This window comes from Hoyosella rhizosphaerae (assembly GCF_014643175.1).
Classification (GTDB): domain Bacteria; phylum Actinomycetota; class Actinomycetes; order Mycobacteriales; family Mycobacteriaceae; genus Lolliginicoccus; species Lolliginicoccus rhizosphaerae.
Genome location: NZ_BMJH01000003.1, coordinates 378,247 through 394,992 on the forward strand (window position 1 = coordinate 378,247; position 16,746 = coordinate 394,992).

Annotated in this window: 16 protein-coding genes; 5 read left to right on the forward strand and 11 right to left on the reverse strand. The window is 59.2% G+C overall.

The features are described 5' to 3' along the window. Positions 1–40: 40 nt before the first annotated feature. Genes IEW73_RS13475 through IEW73_RS13490 form a run of 4 tightly spaced genes read right to left on the reverse strand, consistent with a single transcriptional unit; the run spans position 41 to position 4,210 of the window. On the reverse strand, positions 41–1,804 hold the full coding sequence (locus tag IEW73_RS13475) for a sodium/solute symporter (protein WP_188676072.1): 1,764 nt from the start codon (positions 1,802–1,804) through the stop codon (positions 41–43). Positions 1,805–1,806: 2 nt separating this feature from the next. Further along, positions 1,807–2,181 (reverse strand): hypothetical protein, encoded by a 375-nt coding sequence (locus IEW73_RS13480; protein ID WP_188676075.1) that lies wholly within the window; start codon positions 2,179–2,181, stop codon positions 1,807–1,809. Beyond that, positions 2,178–3,011, reverse strand: a complete 834-nt coding sequence (locus IEW73_RS13485; RefSeq protein WP_372433647.1) for a LytR/AlgR family response regulator transcription factor — start codon at positions 3,009–3,011, stop codon at positions 2,178–2,180. The genes IEW73_RS13480 and IEW73_RS13485 overlap by 4 nt, the downstream gene beginning before the upstream one ends. Then, a complete protein-coding gene (locus IEW73_RS13490) occupies positions 3,011–4,210 on the reverse strand; it encodes a sensor histidine kinase (protein WP_188676078.1) in 1,200 nt (399 codons plus the stop codon). The genes IEW73_RS13485 and IEW73_RS13490 overlap by 1 nt, the downstream gene beginning before the upstream one ends. 128 nt (positions 4,211–4,338) lie before the next feature. On the opposite strand from IEW73_RS13490, the gene IEW73_RS13495 reads away from it, so the two are divergent. Together IEW73_RS13495 and IEW73_RS13500 are read left to right on the forward strand one after the other, a co-directional pair. Beyond that, entirely contained in the window at positions 4,339–5,160 is an 822-nt protein-coding gene (locus IEW73_RS13495; protein WP_188676082.1) for a hypothetical protein, read from the forward strand. A 128-nt stretch (positions 5,161–5,288) separates the two neighbouring features. Then, positions 5,289–6,179 carry a DUF7847 domain-containing protein gene (locus IEW73_RS13500; RefSeq protein WP_188676085.1) on the forward strand — a complete coding sequence of 297 codons (891 nt, stop codon included), beginning with the start codon at positions 5,289–5,291 and terminating at the stop codon, positions 6,177–6,179. A 25-nt stretch (positions 6,180–6,204) separates the two neighbouring features. On the opposite strand, the gene IEW73_RS13505 is transcribed toward IEW73_RS13500, so the two are convergent. From IEW73_RS13505 to IEW73_RS13530, 6 genes are all read right to left on the reverse strand, one after another. Beyond that, on the reverse strand, positions 6,205–7,485 hold the full coding sequence (locus IEW73_RS13505; protein WP_188676088.1) for a lipase family protein: 1,281 nt from the start codon (positions 7,483–7,485) through the stop codon (positions 6,205–6,207). Further along, positions 7,486–7,860: a thiol-disulfide oxidoreductase DCC family protein gene (locus tag IEW73_RS13510; protein WP_188676091.1), complete on the reverse strand. Its 375-nt coding sequence runs from the start codon at positions 7,858–7,860 to the stop codon at positions 7,486–7,488. A gap of 106 nt (positions 7,861–7,966) precedes the next feature. Next, entirely contained in the window at positions 7,967–8,287 is a 321-nt protein-coding gene (locus IEW73_RS13515) for an antitoxin (RefSeq protein WP_188676093.1), read from the reverse strand. Positions 8,288–8,754: 467 nt separating this feature from the next. Then, positions 8,755–9,885: an MBL fold metallo-hydrolase gene (locus IEW73_RS13520; RefSeq protein ID WP_372433639.1), complete on the reverse strand. Its 1,131-nt coding sequence runs from the start codon at positions 9,883–9,885 to the stop codon at positions 8,755–8,757. Between the two features lie 38 nt (positions 9,886–9,923). Further along, positions 9,924–10,652, reverse strand: coding sequence for an enoyl-CoA hydratase (locus tag IEW73_RS13525; RefSeq protein ID WP_188676095.1), 729 nt, complete (start codon positions 10,650–10,652; stop codon positions 9,924–9,926). Between the two features lie 64 nt (positions 10,653–10,716). Then, positions 10,717–11,538: an aldo/keto reductase gene (locus IEW73_RS13530; RefSeq protein ID WP_188676097.1), complete on the reverse strand. Its 822-nt coding sequence runs from the start codon at positions 11,536–11,538 to the stop codon at positions 10,717–10,719. A gap of 111 nt (positions 11,539–11,649) precedes the next feature. On the opposite strand from IEW73_RS13530, the gene IEW73_RS13535 reads away from it, so the two are divergent. The 3 genes from IEW73_RS13535 to IEW73_RS13545 are packed head-to-tail and all read left to right on the forward strand — an operon-like array spanning position 11,650 to position 15,308. Beyond that, complete coding sequence (locus tag IEW73_RS13535; RefSeq protein ID WP_188676099.1) at positions 11,650–13,161, forward strand: carboxyl transferase domain-containing protein; 1,512 nt, start codon at positions 11,650–11,652, stop codon at positions 13,159–13,161. A 38-nt stretch (positions 13,162–13,199) separates the two neighbouring features. Further along, on the forward strand, positions 13,200–13,895 hold the full coding sequence (locus IEW73_RS13540; RefSeq protein ID WP_188676102.1) for a response regulator transcription factor: 696 nt from the start codon (positions 13,200–13,202) through the stop codon (positions 13,893–13,895). A 36-nt stretch (positions 13,896–13,931) separates the two neighbouring features. Continuing rightward, positions 13,932–15,308, forward strand: a complete 1,377-nt coding sequence (locus IEW73_RS13545) for a sensor histidine kinase (protein ID WP_188676104.1) — start codon at positions 13,932–13,934, stop codon at positions 15,306–15,308. A 3-nt stretch (positions 15,309–15,311) separates the two neighbouring features. On the opposite strand, the gene IEW73_RS13550 is transcribed toward IEW73_RS13545, so the two are convergent. Then, positions 15,312–16,694, reverse strand: a complete 1,383-nt coding sequence (locus IEW73_RS13550; protein WP_188676959.1) for a cryptochrome/photolyase family protein — start codon at positions 16,692–16,694, stop codon at positions 15,312–15,314. Between the last annotated feature and the right edge of the window lie 52 nt (positions 16,695–16,746).

Here is a 16,746-nt window from a genome sequence, read left to right on the forward strand (position 1 = left end):
CGTTCGTCAAAAGTGGGAGCGTGAGCCTCAAGCGGCGCGATCAGCCCCAGCGTTCGGCATCGCGGTCGCGCACCATCCCGAATCGTTCAGGCACATGCATGCGAGCAAAAAGCCCACCGACGGCTGCTGTGTCGCGTCGTGTTGCCCTGCTGACCAGTACCATCACACCAAAAGTTAGCGGCACCGACCACGCCGCGGGTTGGGTAACCAATGCGCCCGCCCACCCGGCGGACGGCCCCATCCCCGACGCGGTGAGTACCACTGCACCCATGCTGGCGACACCACCCACCAGCAGGCCCGCGTAGGCGCCCGCTGCGGTCAGGCCCCGCCACCAAATTCCCAGCAACAACAGTGGCGCGAAGGTCGATGCGGCAACCGCAAACACAAGCCCGACTGATTGCGAAAGGTCGAGCCGGGTAGCGCCGAAGGCAAGTGCCATGACTACTGAACCGGCAAGAAGCGCGCTGACTCGGAAGTCGCGCACACGCCCGCCCATCACGTCGGTGGAGAGCACACCTGCGGCGCACACCAACAATCCCGACGACGTTGACATGAACGCCGCGATGGCACCGGCGGCGACGAGAGCTGCAAGAATCTGGCCGCCGACACCAACGAAGACGGCAGTGGGCATGAGCAGAACTACGGCATCGGAGGTTCCAGTCATCAGCAACTGGGGCACGTATATCCGCGAAAGGACACCCAAGATGACGGGAAATAGGTAGAACACGGCGAGCATGGCGATGACAATCAAGCTTGTCCACCGCGCCAAAGATCCGGTCTTGTTGGTGTAGAACCGCACAAGCACGTGGGGCAGTCCGAGCGTGCCGAGGAAGATGGCGATGATGATCGAATACGTGATGTAGAGGCGGATTCCTGGGTTGTCATCGGGTGTCGACAGTCTGCCTTCGCCCGGTTGTAGCCACAGATCCCCCGTCGCAGGAATGCCTGTGAGTGTGGGTATTGGTGAACCTTCAGGCAGCAGGACGGTGCTGCCAGCCCCGATGACGTGGGTGCCGGGTGTGAGTTCGACGGGCCCGCTAACGTGAGCATCGCCGACCCGGCCAAACACCTCAATTGTGGTCGGCGTAGCAACGTCGACGCTAAATGTGGTCTCGACTGAGACGGCGAGGTCGGAAGGCGCGGTGGGGGGTGCGGCGTCCCCAATTGGGCGAGGGTCGTTGAGGAAGAACACGGCGACGGCGATCGCGGGGATGGCGATTGCGGTGAGTTTGAGCCAGTACTGAAATGCCTGCACGAAGGTGATGGATCGCATCCCTCCGGCAACGACGTTGGCGATGACTATGCCTCCGACAGCGGCGACGCCCACCCAGTCCGGGAATCCCAGCAAGATGTTGAGTGTGAGTCCGGCACCGTGAAACTGCGGGACCATGTAGAGCCCAACGATGATGACCACGAAGATCATCGCGAGGTACCGCAGGGCTGGCGAGGCGAGGCGGTATTCGGCGAAGTCTGGGACGGTGTAGGCGCCGGATCGTCGCAGTGGTGCGGCGATGAACATGAGAAGAAAGAGGTATCCGGCGGTGAAGCCGACGGGGTACCACAATGCGTCAGCGCCGTGTTTGGCGATGAGTCCTGCTACGCCGAGAAACGATGCTGCGGAGAGGTATTCACCCGATATGGCAGCGGCGTTAGTGCTTGGTCCGACGGTGCGCGACGCCACCAGGAAGTCCGATGTGGTGCGCGACAGTCGGATACCGAGTGCGCCGATGATGATGGTGGCCAGTGCGGCGAGGACGACGGCGGCCAGTGTGAGGAGCGCGCCAGGTTGGTCGAGTCCGTTCATCGCTACTCGTCAACAAGTTCGATGAAGAGGCGTTCGTTGCGTTCAGCTTGACGCACGAATAGCCATCCGATGCCAAAAAGCAGTGGGTAGACAACTCCCCCGAGTATCAACCACGGCAGGAGTACCCCGCCGATTGTGATGCTCGCGATTTCTGGGCTGAGTACAAAAACAAGTGGGAGCGCACCGAGTCCGATGATGACGAGTAACGCGAGCCGCAGTGCTAGTCGGAATTGTGCAGTGACAAGTCCGTCGACGAGGACGTCCCCAACAGGGGTGTGTTCGGTGAGTTCTATGCGGGTGTTGACGGGTCTCGCGCCGGAGCGTCGGGCAAGGATCACACGTTCGCGGTGGATCGGTTTGTCTCGGGGTGTGGTCATTTGTTGTGCCACGCTTGCATGGGACGCCGGATGAGCACATCTTTGATTGCGCGGGTGTGTCGTCGGCTCACGGGCAATTGCACGGCGGGGAGGTCGCGTTCGCCGCGGAGAGTGACGACATATCCCGTTCCGATGGATTTGAGACCGGTAACGAGCCGCAGGGCTACGAGGTAAGACCTGTGGACTCGAATAAATCCTGCGTTGGACCACCGCTGTTCAAGAGTGCTGAGTGGGATGCGCACCAGGTGCGAGCCAGTGGTGGTGTGAAGCCGGGCGTAATCGCCGTCTGCCTCGACCCAGCCGACAGTGGATCTGCGAACAAGTGTCGTTGCCCCACCGAGTTCGACGGGAATGACTTCATCTTGTGGAGTCGGCGGTGTCTGTGGAGTCGGCGATGCGGGCGCAGGTGTTGGTGATTCTGTGCGGCGTTGTCGGCGTTGTTGGTGGTCCACTATTCGCTCTAGCGCCTGGGCAAGCCTGGCTTCGCGCACGGGTTTTAGCAGGTAGTCGACAACACCAACATCGAAGGCTTCTACAGCCCTGTCTTCGTGCGCGGTGACGAACACTACGAAGGGTGGTTCCTTGAATTCGCCGATGATTCCGGCGAGTTCAACGCCATCTAGGCCGGGCATACGAATGTCGCTGAAGACGGCGTCGATTTTTTCGGCGCGCAACATTCGGAGCGCTGTGGTCGCATCCGATGCTGCGTGAACCTGGCGCACGTGGGGTTGTGCGCGGAGCAAGTACACCATTTCGTCGAGCGCAGGGGCCTCGTCGTCGACTGCCAACACTGTTAACCCGTGCGGTGTGGTGGACGTCATACCGTCCATCATGCACGTACTCCCTGTCGAAACTTCGGCACTCGCACAATCACTTTTGTTCCCGCACCGACCGCGGTTTCGACGACGAGGCCGTATTCGTTGCCAAAAACGGCGCGGAGTCGTTCGTCAACATTGCTTAGGCCGATGTGTGAGGCGACGGGATCGTTGTCGAACGCCCCTGATCGCAGTCTTTCTGGGTCGATTCCGATGCCGTCGTCTTCGATACTCAGCACACAGTCTGACCCGGTGTCAGATGCGGTAATGGTGAGTGCTCCACCATCTGCTTTGGCGGCGATTCCGTGCCGAACGGCATTTTCGACCAGTGGTTGAAGCACGAGGAAGGGAACGACGACGTTGAGGACTTCGGGAGCTATTTGGAGTCGGACGCGAAGTTTGTCGCCGAAGCGTGCTTGTTCGAGGGTGAGGTATCGGTCGATGTTTTGCAGTTCGTCGGCGAGGGTGGTGAATTCTCCTGCGGAACGGAACGAGTATCTGGTGAAGTCGGCAAATTCGAGAATCAGTTCACGGGCTCGGGCAGGGTCTGTTCGCACGAATGACGCAATGGTGTTGAGCGCGTTGTAAATAAAGTGGGGGCTTATTTGGGCACGCAGGGCTGTGACTTCGGCGCGCGCTAGTCGGCCTCGTGACGCGTCGAGTTCTGCGAGTTCGAGTTGGCTTGCGGCGTAGCGCGACACTTCAGTGAGGGTGCGCAGAAGTCCTGGCGTGATGGGTTCAGTGACGGTGGCGGCGAGCAGTCCAACGCAATGTGATTCGCTGCCCGGTGGGTCGGAGATCATCGGTTGCAGCACGAGTGCGCGAACTGCGTCCGGCGTGTGTGCGGGCAAGTCTTTGCGATGCACGAGTTGCTGCCGACTTGTCTGTACGTACTCGTGGGCAAGCAGTTCCACTGTGGAACGGAGCGAAGGAGCACCGCCGTCCCAGGCCACGACATTCCCCTCGATGTCACACAGGGCCAAGGCGTGCGAACCGACCAGCATGCGCAGGTATGGGGCGGCATCGTCTATTCCGTCGCCGTGCAGACCTTGGCGCAATGCCTGCGCTGCAGCACCAGCGGTCGCCAGGGTGGAGTGCACAGCGCGCTCAGCAGGCGTGGTGAAGGTGGCGCGTTTTCGCAGCCACATTGCGACGGCGAGGACCACCATGACAACAGCGAGGAATGTGATGGTTGCTGTGACGACAGGTGGCATAACTGACAGTCTGCCGACTTGATGTGACACTGTGATCACTTTTGCTGTCCTCGTGTTGCTTAGCTTTGGAAGGTTGGACAGACTCATTACGACAAGCGATTATCCCTTTTGCGCAGAAGGAGCGAATTATGTCGCAGTATCCTCCACCACCGCCCGGTAGCGAACCGCCGCCCGGCGACGACCCGAATGATCGTCCGAGTTGGGAGAACCCACCAAGTTGGGACACCCCACAGTCCGGCGGATTCCCACCTCCCCCTCCCCCCGAAGGTAACTACCCTCCGGGTGCCCCTTACGGCTCGCCGTATGGTGCGGGTGGATACGGCGCTGGTGGATACGGCGCTGGTGGATACGGCACGCCTACGGGTGAGTTCAATATCGGTGACGCTATCCGCTGGGCTTGGAACAAGTTTGCCGACAACTGGTCCGTGTGGGTTGGTTTCGTCGCCATCATGGCTGGTCTACTCATCCTCGATATGGTGACTGACTCAACATTCTTGAGCCTGCTCATCAATGTTTCGTTCACGGTTCTCGGCTGGATGCTTATTCGTGGCGCCCTTCTCACTGCAGATGGCGCTAAACCCGCGTTTGGTGATTTCGCCCAACTCAACAATGTCCTGCACCTGGTTTTGGCTGCCATCGCGGTGAGCATCATGGTGGTCCTTGGGTTGATTCTGCTGATCATCCCCGGTCTCATCATTGCCTTCCTGTCGATGTTTGTCACCCATTCGGTGCTCGACAACAACATGGATGTGGTCTCGGCCATTAAGAACAGCTGGAAGCTCGTCTCATCGAATGCCGTGAGCGCATTGCTGCTGGTTGCGGCCGCGATCGGTGCTGCGGTCCTGATGCTTCTCACCTGCGGCCTGGGCGCCTTCGTTATCATTCCGGTGATGACTATGGTGTCGGTGTACGCGTTTCGCACATTCTCTGGTCGCCAACCGGCTATGTAGAATTTGCCATGTTTCCTCTACTGGCGCGGGACGATGTCGTCCCGCGCCAGTAGTGTTTGTAGTGACGGCCGTGCGATACCACGCGGGAATCACCGTGCTGTGTGCGCACAACTGTAAGGACGAGGACGATGACGAACGATTCTTCATCTGGAGATAGCTCCGCTGGGTTTCCCCCTCCGGAGAATATTCCTCAACCAGGCGCCACCCCTTCCCCTGGTGGCTACCCGCATCAGGGTGAGTATCCGCCGCCGGGCGGATATCCTGGCGACGGTTTGAAACCACCACCGGGTTCGTATCCCCCGCCCGTTGAACATCACGTGCCTTATGGCGTGCCCGCGGGTAACACTGCGTTTCGTGCGCGGCGCCGCAACGGCGAAGTCGCGCCGTTCCATGTTGGCGAGGTGATGTCGTTCGCGTGGGGTCGGTTCCGTGACAATGTTGGAACTTGGTTGGCGTTCATGCTGATCAGCATCGCGGCGTCGTTGCTTGTGGTGTTTCCGATGTCGCTTGTGTTTTTCGCGCCGGTGGCTGATTCGGGTAGCGGCACCGCACTTGTGCTGACGCTCGGGGCTGCTGGTGTGGCATTGATTGTGCTGGTGGGGATGCTGCTGCAGGCCGCGTTGGTGCGTGCGGCGTTAGCTGAAAGCGCGCAGGATAGGCCGAGCCTGCGTCATTTCGGCAGGATACGGAATCTTTCCCAAGCGTTGCTGGCCATGGCGATCGTGGCGGTATTGACGTTCGCTGGGCTGTTGCTATTTGTGCTGCCAGGGCTTCTGGTGGCGTTCTTCAGCATGTTTGCAGTGCATTTCGCTGTGGATCAGAATTTGTCGGCGATCGATGCCATCAAGTCGAGTTGGCGTGCGGTCGGCGCGAACGTCGGCCCGCTGCTTTTACTCGTTCTGGTTTTGTATCTGATTAACCTGGCCGGGGCATTGATCCTTATTGGGTTCTTGGTGACGGTGCCGGTCGCGGCTATCGCGGTTGCCCTGGCGTATCGCAGGGTGACCGGCACGGCTTAGCGACCAGCACCGCGTAGTCCCCCCGCTATTGCGGGCATGTCGATTCTGCTGGCGCTCCCGCAAAACGCTCGCGCAACCAGGTGTTGCTTTCCTCGGCGCGGCCAATGCTGAAGTGGTCTGCCCCTGCGATCAGCCGTGCATCAACCTCGGTGCCGCCGGTACACGCCCGCTCGATGGCACGGTCAATCCATGGGGCGGGCACAACCGTGTCACGGTCGCCGTACAGAACGAGTAGGGGCACCTCTGCGCGATCCAGGGGCAGGGCGGTGGATGTTAGCCAGTCGCGGATACCGTCAGCGGCAGCCTCTGTGAACGGCCCAATGTCCTCCGGTGAGCTTGTGAGCAAGGCCAGCGCTGTTCCGAACCACGCTGTGCCGACGCATTGTTCTACCATCCCGAAACCGTTGGCGAGTGAACCTCGAAGGTAGTCGTCGAATGAGGCGGTGGGCTCTATCGCTTGGTATCCGGCGATGACGTAGGGCAAGAGGGCGATTTGAAAGACGTCGAGGTCCCAGGGAGGCTCGCCGTCAGTGATGGGGCTGAGGTCGGCGGCGGGCGCTATGGCAACTGATCCCACAAGCTCAAGGCCGTCGCCGTAGTCTGTTGCGGCCTCTGCAGCGGCCCAGGCGGCCTGACCTCCTTGTGAAATGCCGAGAGCCGCCCACTGGTTGCTTAACGACGCGTCAATGTTTTTCGCTGCTCGTACCATGTCGATCGTGTTGAACGCCGCGGTTATGGGTTCAAGGTAGGGGTGTCCTCCCCCAGCGCCAAGGCCCTCGTAGTCTGTTGCTGCGACGGCGAAGCCCGCGTTGAGCAATGATGCGATGCGTGACGCTTGGCCGAGAAGGTCGCTGTGTTGCGATGGGCCACATTGAGACGCGACGCCGGTGGTTCCGTGGGCGAAGGAGACTATCGGCCACCCTCCGGCGGGGGCTTGGCCGTTCGGGATGAACACCGCCCCTGTTACTTCTGTTGGTCTGCCGTCGATTCCGGAGGTTGAGCGGTAGGTGACACGGTGCGCTTCTGCGGCGGCGTTGGCGACTTCGGGGAGCAGTGTGTGGAGTGGCTCGGCGTCGAGGATCTCGCCACGCGTGTCTGTCGCTACAGCCGCGATATCGTATGGACCCCGTGGCACACCTGCGTCGCTCGGTGCCGCATCCTCGTGCGCTTCCTGGGGTTGGTCAACGGCTGTGCATCCCGTGAGAACCAATGCCGCAGCTACGAATATTGTGCCGAAAGTTGCTCTGCGGCAGGTGGCTCTGGAGAGGGGTGCCCTGCGGAAGAGTGGGCTCGGGGGTGGTGTCACCTAATCAAGTGTGCATGTTTTTGTGCCGCCTGGCATCCAGTGCCGATGGTCCGCGACCCATTGGTAGACAACGTCTTGCACGCGGGTCATACCGGGGAGGGCATAGACTCGTGCGGGAATCGATGATCCTGTTGCGACGGTGAGCGCTGCGTTGACTGCCGCGGCTCCCCTGGTCAGCGTGCCGTCTGACTTCTTAGCCCACACTGCTGCGGCCGCGTCAGCTTCTGAAACCGCGAAGGCCTCAAGTGCACCTGGACTTTGAAAGGCAACTGCGCCGACGCGGCGATGACGGTCTAGGCGGCCGAGGATGTTGACGCAGCGTACGCAGAATCCGCAATCGCGGTCGTAGAGAACGACTATTTCAGGTTCCGCCATGACGACTCCTCATGCTTTCGGGTGAAATGCGTATGCCCCCACCAAAGTAGGCGGGGGCATACGTGATGTCGCTCAGATTGCAGCGTTGTGTCGCTTAGTGCGACTTTCAGCTAGCTGGAACGAGCTTCTTTGCCGAGTCCTGAACCTTGGTGACCTGGGCGGTGAACTTGCCCTTGGTCTGGGTGTCAACGAACGATGCGGCCTTGTCGACTGCGGAGTCGATCTGGTCCTTCTTGCTTGCTACAGCTGCTTTTGCCTTGGTGGCGTTGGCGTCGAATGCAGCCTTTGCCTTGGTGGCGTTAGCGTCGAATGCAGCCTTTGCCTTGGTGGCGTTAGCATCGAAAGCTGCCTTTGCCTTGGTGGCGTTAGCATCGACGGTTGCTTTTGCCTTGGCAGCGATGTCCTTGGCTGAGTTGAGCGCGCTCATAGTTCTCCCTAAATGCTGGCACCTTGTGAATCGTGCCTACGTCGGTCGGGGTAAAGCCCCGCTTGGCATTTAGTGTCGCAGCAAAGCAGACAAACTTCCACTTAGTGTGGCCATTGCCACGCTGCAAATAATGCGGGGCGTTCATTTTGATGAAGGCTGGCTCGAATGCGTCACATCGGCAAGGTTTGCGACAGCCAAAAGTTAGTTGAAAGTGGCAGCTGACCTGCCATGAGAACCGGCGTTTGACTCGACTTGAGTGTGACGGTTTAGCACTTTTTGCAACCGTACGGTAACACCATTAAGCAAGCAACAAAGATTGTGTTCTGCGATTCGAAATGTTCAAGATCAACTAGATTCTTTTTGGTCGCAAAGTCGTCGACAAGAGTTCCCGCCAAATTCATAAAACAATCGTCAATAACTTTTTATGTAGGACGATGTTCTCAATTACTTGAGATCGAATCCGCACGCTAGCCACACCGAACCCACCACGCCTCCCTTGGCAGAGCCTTAAGTGCGTCCACGCGCTGCCCTGGCATCGGAACCACATACTGAACTCCCCGCTCAACACTGGCAGCACGCAACCTCACAATCGGCTCCGACCACGAATGAAAGCCCAAGTTGAACGTCCCCCAATGGATTGGCACCAAAACGCTCGTACCAGCCCCACTGGTGAGCAGGCAATGCGCCTGCACCGCCTCCTCCGGATTCATATGCACGTCAGGCCACTGGTCCGAGTACGCACCGATCGGCAGCAACGTCACGTCAAACGGGCCGTAGTCGGCAGCAATCGACTCGAAACTTGCAGTAAAACCGGTGTCACCGCCGAAGAACACACGCCGACGTTCCCCCGCAATCACAAACGAAGCCCACAATGTCGTGTTGCGTCGAAACCCCCGGCCGGAAAAATGCCGAGCAGGGGTACACGTCACAGACACGTGCCGAGTTTTGCCGCCGACCGTAAGCATGTCGGTCGAATCGCCCCAATCGAGCTCAGTAATAACCCGATCTGGCACTCCCCACGACCGCAAGTGAGAGCCCACACCCAGCGGAACTATGAATCGCACCGACTGCGAGGCGTTTAATGCCTTCACAGTTCTCTCATCAAGGTGGTCGTAGTGGTCATGCGAGATAAGCACCGCATCGAGTGTCGGCAACTCGGCAATCTTGATCGGCACCGGGTGCATTCGCTTCGGCCCCAACTCTTTCGACGGAGACACTCGGTCACTCCATACCGGGTCCGTCAAGATGCGACAACCATCAATCTCCACGATCGCGGTCGCATGGCCCAACCACGTCACAGCGAGTTCACTCGCCTCGACCGGCGCTAGCGGAACCGCCATCGGCACCGCTGCCGACGGTCCGCCAGAGTTGCCACGGAGGATCGCCGCTGCCAACAAGTCAGGTACCTGTTTGCGGGTAAACGGAGTGGCTGGCTCGAGGTTGTGGAACCGGCCATCGCGGAAATGTGGTGAACCCGCCGCATATGGGCGAATGCGTGACCGCGAAGCCCCCGCAGCCTGGTAGATACGCATGCCGGCAACGACCCCAGCAGTTAGACCGGCAAAACCCGCGCTAGCAAACGCAATTCGTCGACGCACAATGACACTGTATGACGGTTTGTGAGCGTGCGCTCGCGCTACTCCCCACGAAACGAGGGTGGACGCCCTTCCTTGCGTGCAGCCCGAGCCTCCGCCACATCTGAACTCGACCAGGCAGCAGTATGTGCTTCCTGCTGTTCACGCGTAGGAGTGCTGTCGGGCATATGGTTGAAAACGAGTTTGAGGTGCCGTAATGACAGCGGTGCAAGTTCGGCGATCTCGGCAGCCCAGTCTTGCGCAGCGGCGAGATCACCACGCCTGTTTGCCAGGCCACATTGCGCCGCCCGATCAACATCAATGGACTCCACACCGATGAGCATGCTGCGCGCAACACTTCCCCCGGCGAGTTCACTCAACCGGTTGATGGTCCAGTTGTCCATCGCGAACCCGAGTTTGGCAACCGGAATCATGAAAGATCCACTATCTGCGACGACCCGCAGGTCCGCCACCAGTGCCAGTTGGACACCCGCCCCCACAGCTGGGCCGTTCACCGCTGCAATCACTGGTAGCGGAGTTTCGCGCAATGTCGTGAGCATCGTGTACAGCGAACCTATGAAGTCGCGATCGTATGCCGCGCTACCTAGGTCCGCGCCCGCGCAAAATGCGGATCCCTGCCCAGTGATCACAATCGCCCGCGCACCATCGCGTTCTGCGTCGCGCACTGCAGCTGTGACGCCTGAACACACCGCCGTATTGAGAGCGTTGCGCCGTTCGGGGCGTTGCAACTCCAGTGTCACAACTTTGTTCGCGCGGGCGATTCCGAGCATGTTCACTCCACTCTCATTCAAATTCCTGTTTCAGTGAGGACATTACTTGGGCACCGCACCAGAGTTAGAACGTGTCGGGGTCAGGACCAATGCGACCGTCTGGCACATCAAGCGCAGTGATCGTGTCGACTTGTTCGTCATTAAGCTCAAAGTCGAAAATGGCAAAGTTCTCCGCAATCCTCGACGGTGTCACGGACTTAGGAATAACAACATTTCCGAGTTGCAGGTGCCATCGAAGAATCACCTGGGCCACCGACTTGCCAACTTCTTGCGCAATACTCACCAGTTCTGGATGAGATAGCACTTTCCCCTGCCCGAGTGGGCTCCATGCTTCAGTAAGAATGCCGTGCTTGGCATGAAACTTGCGGAGCTCAGGCTGGGAGAACTGAGGGTGCAATTCAATTTGGTTCAATACCGGAACTTCACCTGTCGTCTCGATAAGACGTTCGAGGTGCGGGACCTGGAAGTTGGAAACACCCAAGGACTTCACGCGTCCGTCAGCTAGGAGTTCCCGGAGCGCTGCGAAAGTGTCGACATACAAATTTTCGGCGGGCTTCGGCCAATGGATGAGATAGAGATCAATGTAGTCAAGGCCGAGCCGAACAAGGCTGTCTTCAAATGCGCGCAGTGCGCGATCTCTTCCTTGATCTTCGTTCCATAGTTTTGTGGTGACGAAGATCTGATCACGAGGTATGCCCGATTCACGGACGGCCTGCCCAGTGCCAGCTTCGTTTTCGTAGATCTTCGCAGTGTCGATATGGCGATATCCCGTCGTCAAAGCGGTTGAGACAGCGTCACGGGCCGCGTCGTCATCTACCTGCCAGACACCGAAACCTAGTTGTGGAATGGAGTTGCCGTCATGCAGTTGAAGTTCTGGAACAGTCACAACCCCATTCAACTCTTGTGGGCCTAAAAAGATTCCCGTATTTGCTAGCTCTTCACCCGGTAGCGTGCACGGTATGGTGCTCGCTATTCGCTCCGGAGGAGATGATCGCCCATGCCGAGCGTGACAACGTCACAGCAACTGTGCGACGGAGTTCTCGACGCCGGATCGTTTATTACGTGGGACACCACACCCGTGCAGCTGCCTATGACGGATGAGTACCGTGCAGAACTGGTTGCGGCACAAGAAAAATCAGGTGTGGACGAATCGGTTGTCACGGGAGAAGGTTGCATCCGTGGACGACGAGTTGCAGTCATCGCCTGTGAGTTCCGGTTTCTCGCCGGTTCTATTGGTGTCGCGGCGGCTGAACGTGTCGTTTCCGCCGTAGAACGCGCAACTGCGGAAAAGTTGCCCTTGCTTGCCTCGCCCACCTCTGGGGGCACACGTATGCAAGAAGGCACCGTGGCGTTTCTCCAAATGGTGAAGATCGCGGCGGCAATTCAGATGCACAAGGAAGCGCACCTTCCATACTTGGTGTACCTGCGGCATCCGACGACAGGCGGAGTGTTCGCCTCGTGGGGTTCGCTGGGGCACGTCACCGTGGCCGAGCCGGGCGCTCTAGTTGGGTTTCTGGGGCCACGCGTCTACGAATCTCTGCACGGGGAACGGTTTCCCGACGGCGTGCAAACCTCTGAGAATTTGTACCAACGTGGCGTTATCGATGGCGTTGTCCCCATGAGGTGGCTCCGACCCATTCTCGACAGAGTTTTGCGCGTCCTCAGCGGTACGTCATCGGCGCCCGTCGAATTTGACCCGGCTCCCGCCCTTGAGGCGATACCTGACATTCCGGCGTGGGAATCAGTGCTTGCTTCGCGAAGCCCGATCCGCCCCGGTGCGCGCTCGGTGCTGCGCCACGGGGCGACAACATTGACGCCGCTGAGTGGGACCGGACAAGGTGAGTCCGACCGTTCGATGCTGTTGTATCTGGCGCGCATCAAGGGAACGCCATGTGTGGTTCTTGCCCAAGACCGCACGCTTTCGATTGGTGCCGATTCGTTTGGCCCGGCCGCGCTGCGCGAAGCTCGGCGCGGCATGCGGTTAGCGGAGGAGCTGAACCTGCCTCTGGTGCTGATTATCGACACCATGGGTGCTGCCTTGTCTAAGGATGCTGAGGAACGCGGGTTGGCTGGGGAAATTGCGCGCTGCCTAGCGGAGTTGGTTACCCTGCGCTGCCCAACTGTGTCGGTGTTGTTGGGTCAAGGAACGGGCGGTGGTGCCTTAGCCATGCTGCCCGCCGACCGGGTGCTGTGCGCCCTAAATGGGTGGCTTGCACCGCTTCCGCCAGAGGGGGCCAGCGCCATCGTGTACCGCAGTACTGGGCGCGCCGCAGACATTGCGGATGACCAACAGATCCGGTCGCGTGATCTGGTGAGCACTGGAATTGCCGATGCGATCATCCCTGAGTTTCCTGATGCAGCGCAGGAACCAATCGCATTCAGCCAACGGGTTGCCCTCGCAATTGCCCGTGAGATCCGCGCTCTCACACTCATCCCACCTGAGAAGCGATATTCAATGCGCTTGCAGCGTTACAGAAACTTTGGGCTCCCCCGCGCTGATGCGTTGTAATACTATTCGTTTCGTCCGAAAGCTGGCAGTATGACGGCATGCCCGAGTCCGCGCTAGTTCTCATTGTTGACGACGACGCAGAGATCTTGGCGTCGCTTGAGCGAGGCCTTCGCCTGTCTGGGTTTAACACGGTTACTGCCGAAGATGGTGAGTCGGCGCTGCGTAAAATTCATGAGCATCACCCGCACGCAGTCATTCTCGACATTACGATGCCCCGGCTTGACGGAGTAAGCGTTGTCACTGCCCTCAGGGCGATGGGATCTGATGTCCCGATCTGTGTACTGAGCGCTCGAAGTTCCGTCGACGACCGGATTGCTGGGCTTGAAGCTGGAGCAGACGACTATCTCACCAAGCCATTCGCATTGGGCGAACTCGTAGCCCGTGTTCGTGCCATGTTGCGCAGGCGAATTGAACCAACCACCAGTGCTGTCCGTGAGGTTCTCACCGCAGGCCCTATCGAGGTCGATGTCACTGCCCGTCGAGCGACTGTGAATGGCACTGAACTTGACCTGACTAAACGTGAGTTCGAGTTGCTCACCACCCTCCTGCAGCATCGTGACGCGGTCTTGTCGCGGCGTCAGCTGCTTGAGATTGTGTGGGGATACGACTTCGCAGCCGACACAAATGTTGTCGATGTGTTTGTCGGATACCTGCGTAAGAAACTCGAAGTCGATGGCACACCCCGCGTTCTTCACACAGTGCGCGGAGTCGGCTTTATCCTGCGAACGCAATAGTCGGCACGTGCGGTCACAAGAAGGGTGCCACCACTGATGAGTAACGCTGTGCAGCGCGCGTGGCATCGGTTTCGAGTTCGACGAATCTCGTCGTTGCCGTCCCTGTCCCTCGTCACTCGCGCCGCTATCGCCTCCGCACTAGGTGCGACGATCATCGTCGTCACCGTTGCCACGTTTGTGTGGTCGCGGATTGAAAGCGATCAATACGCTCAGCTCGATCAACGCCTTGAAGCGGTGACCGCCATTGCCCGGAGCGTGTCGGCGCAGTCGTTGTTCACAGCCCGTGATCGACTTCCAGAAGACTTTGAAGCGACGTACCGCTCGGAGAACTTCCTCATCCCCGCGCGCCGATTACAGATCCCCAATCTTCCGGACGGTTTCACCACTCGCACGCTTCGCGGCGAAACTTACCGCATCTTCACCGTGACGCTGGTGGATCGACCGCGCGCGAGCATCTCAGTTGCCGTACCGACAGCCAGCACAGACAAACGTATTACGGACGATCGGCGGAATGTTCTCGTCGTGTCGACACTGTCTGTCGCTGCCGCAGCAGGGCTCGGGTGGCTCTTTGCTGGTTTCGCAATCCGGCCTTTACGGCTACTTACTGAGCAAACCCGCCGAATCACCGCGGACAATCTGAAGCCAATGACGCACGTCACCGGCGCCACCGAGGCTGAGGAACTGTCGCACGCCATTACGTCCATGTTGGCCCGCATCACGCGTGAACAAAACCGCAAAAACCAGGCGTTGGAAACGGCGCGTGATTTCGCCGCAGTGTCCGCCCACGAACTTCGCACTCCCCTGACCGCCATTCGCACCAACCTTGAAGTGCTGGAATCGCTTGATCCGCCGCCGGAGGACCGACACGTCATTGTGGGTGAGACGCTCCGCTCCATCACGCGAATCGAGCAAACCCTTCGAGCACTGGAACGGCTCGCAGCCGGGGAACTCACTCAGCAAACGGATTACTCAGACGTTGATATCCCTGACCTTCTCGACCGTTCGGCACAAGAGGCGTCACGCGTGTTTCCCGACGTCGACATCCGGCTGGGTCACGTCGATTCTGTGACCGTTCGCGGGCTCGCCGAAGGGTTGCGTCTCGCTGTCGACAACGCCATCACCAACGCTGTTAAGCACGGCCGGGCCTCCGTTGTTGAACTGACGACGGAACATCAACGGAACAATTTCCTCGACATCACGATTGATGATGACGGTTGCGGAATTCCGATGAACGAGTGGGAATCCGTCTTTCATCGTTTTAACCGTGGGTCGAACACCACACGCACTGGGTCGGGACTCGGGTTGTCACTCGTGGAGCAACAAGCCGATCTGCATGGTGGTCGGGCATTCATTTCCAACAGCACTCTCGGCGGCACTCGGTTGACGCTGCGCATACGCACAGCTACAACGTGACAGCTACTTTTTGATGCGGTCGTAGCGAGCTAACGCATCTCGTCGCTCCTCTGCGTGATCGACCATCGGCGCGGGGTAGCCCGGAACATCAACACTCCGTTCCCCCACCGTGTGTACCGCTTTGCCCTCGATGCTGCGAAGTTCTGGAACCCAACGCCGAACATAATCACCTTGGGGGTCATACCGTTGCCCTTGGGTAATGGGGTTAAACACTCGGAAGTACGGTGCCGCGTCGGTGCCGGACCCCGCCACCCATTGCCAGCCGTGCTGATTCGCGGGGAGGTCGCCGTCAACGAGATGCTGCATGAAGTGTCGAGCACCCCACCACCAGGGAAGGTGTAGGTCTTTGACGAGAAACGACGCCACGATCATGCGCACACGGTTGTGCATCCACCCTTCGCCCGCGAGTTGGCGCATCCCGGCATCGACGATAGGAAAGCCAGTGCGGCCTTCGCACCAGGCCGTGAAGTGCTCCTGTGCGTTCGGTTCCTTTTCGTCCGTCGGCATCCCGTCATAGGTTCGGTTTAGGTTGTGACGGGCCGAATCCGGGTTGCGCGCGAGCACATCACCGTAGAAGTCCCGCCACGCCAATTGTCGGCGGTAGGCACGGGCGCCTTCGCTTGTGAGCGCGTCGAGGTCGGCGAGCATCGTTCGCGGGTGAATAGTGCCAAGCTTGAGATGCACGGACATTCGACTGGTGGCATCTAGATCGGGGCGGTCGCGGTGGTTGTCATACTCGTGAATCGGTCCGTCAAGATATTCAGCCCACTGCTGCCGTGCTGCTCGCTCGCCTACCGGGCACACGGGCTTTTCGGCCGTCGGTATTGCGACGCGACGGCACCCGTCAACGGTGTCGGGATCAATCCACGTCAGGGTCGTGGCATCAGTTTGTGCGGGAGCGCGCCACCCGTGGTCGAGCCATCGCTTATAGAAAGGCGTGAACACTTGGTATGAGGAACCGTCTGGTTTGACGACGCGTCCTGGGGAAACTGCAAAAGGTGAACCTGTTCGAACCAACTCGATGTGCTGCTCGACGTCGCGATCACGTTGCGCACCATAGGGGCCGAAGTCCGCAGTGACGTGCACTTGTTCCGCGTCAATCTGGCGCGCGATTTTCGGTACCACTTCCCGAGGGTCGCCGGTTACCACAAGCAGGGAGCCGTTCAGGCGTTCATTTAATTCGTGCAGGCACGCAAACAGTGCGGCGCGGCGGCGATTCCCAGATAGGTTCAGCAACGCTTCGTCGAGAACAAAGAGGCCGAGGGCGGAGTCCGTCGAGCTTGCCGCAGTCAACAATGTGGGAAGATCCGCGAGACGCAGGTCACGTCTGAACCATACGAGGGTGTGAGAGCAAGCACCTTTAGGGCGATTTGCGGTAATTTTTATCAACCCCTTAGAAGTAGTTTATTATTACATCACAATTCGCACATACCGTCGG

Excerpts from the sequence above, each read along its gene's own strand:
- IEW73_RS13475 (WP_188676072.1), bottom strand. The coding sequence starts at position 1,804 with ATGAACGGACTCGACCAACCTGGCGCGCTCCTCACACTGGCCGCCGTC.
- IEW73_RS13480 (WP_188676075.1), bottom strand. The coding sequence starts at position 2,181 with ATGACCACACCCCGAGACAAACCGATCCACCGCGAACGTGTGATCCTT.
- IEW73_RS13485 (WP_372433647.1), bottom strand. The coding sequence starts at position 3,011 with ATGGACGGTATGACGTCCACCACACCGCACGGGTTAACAGTGTTGGCA.
- IEW73_RS13490 (WP_188676078.1), bottom strand. The coding sequence starts at position 4,210 with ATGCCACCTGTCGTCACAGCAACCATCACATTCCTCGCTGTTGTCATG.
- IEW73_RS13495 (WP_188676082.1), top strand. The coding sequence starts at position 4,339 with ATGTCGCAGTATCCTCCACCACCGCCCGGTAGCGAACCGCCGCCCGGC.
- IEW73_RS13500 (WP_188676085.1), top strand. The coding sequence starts at position 5,289 with ATGACGAACGATTCTTCATCTGGAGATAGCTCCGCTGGGTTTCCCCCT.
- IEW73_RS13510 (WP_188676091.1), bottom strand. The coding sequence starts at position 7,860 with ATGGCGGAACCTGAAATAGTCGTTCTCTACGACCGCGATTGCGGATTC.
- IEW73_RS13515 (WP_188676093.1), bottom strand. The coding sequence starts at position 8,287 with ATGAGCGCGCTCAACTCAGCCAAGGACATCGCTGCCAAGGCAAAAGCA.
- IEW73_RS13525 (WP_188676095.1), bottom strand. The coding sequence starts at position 10,652 with ATGCTCGGAATCGCCCGCGCGAACAAAGTTGTGACACTGGAGTTGCAA.
- IEW73_RS13535 (WP_188676099.1), top strand. The coding sequence starts at position 11,650 with ATGCCGAGCGTGACAACGTCACAGCAACTGTGCGACGGAGTTCTCGAC.
- IEW73_RS13540 (WP_188676102.1), top strand. The coding sequence starts at position 13,200 with ATGCCCGAGTCCGCGCTAGTTCTCATTGTTGACGACGACGCAGAGATC.
- IEW73_RS13545 (WP_188676104.1), top strand. The coding sequence starts at position 13,932 with ATGAGTAACGCTGTGCAGCGCGCGTGGCATCGGTTTCGAGTTCGACGA.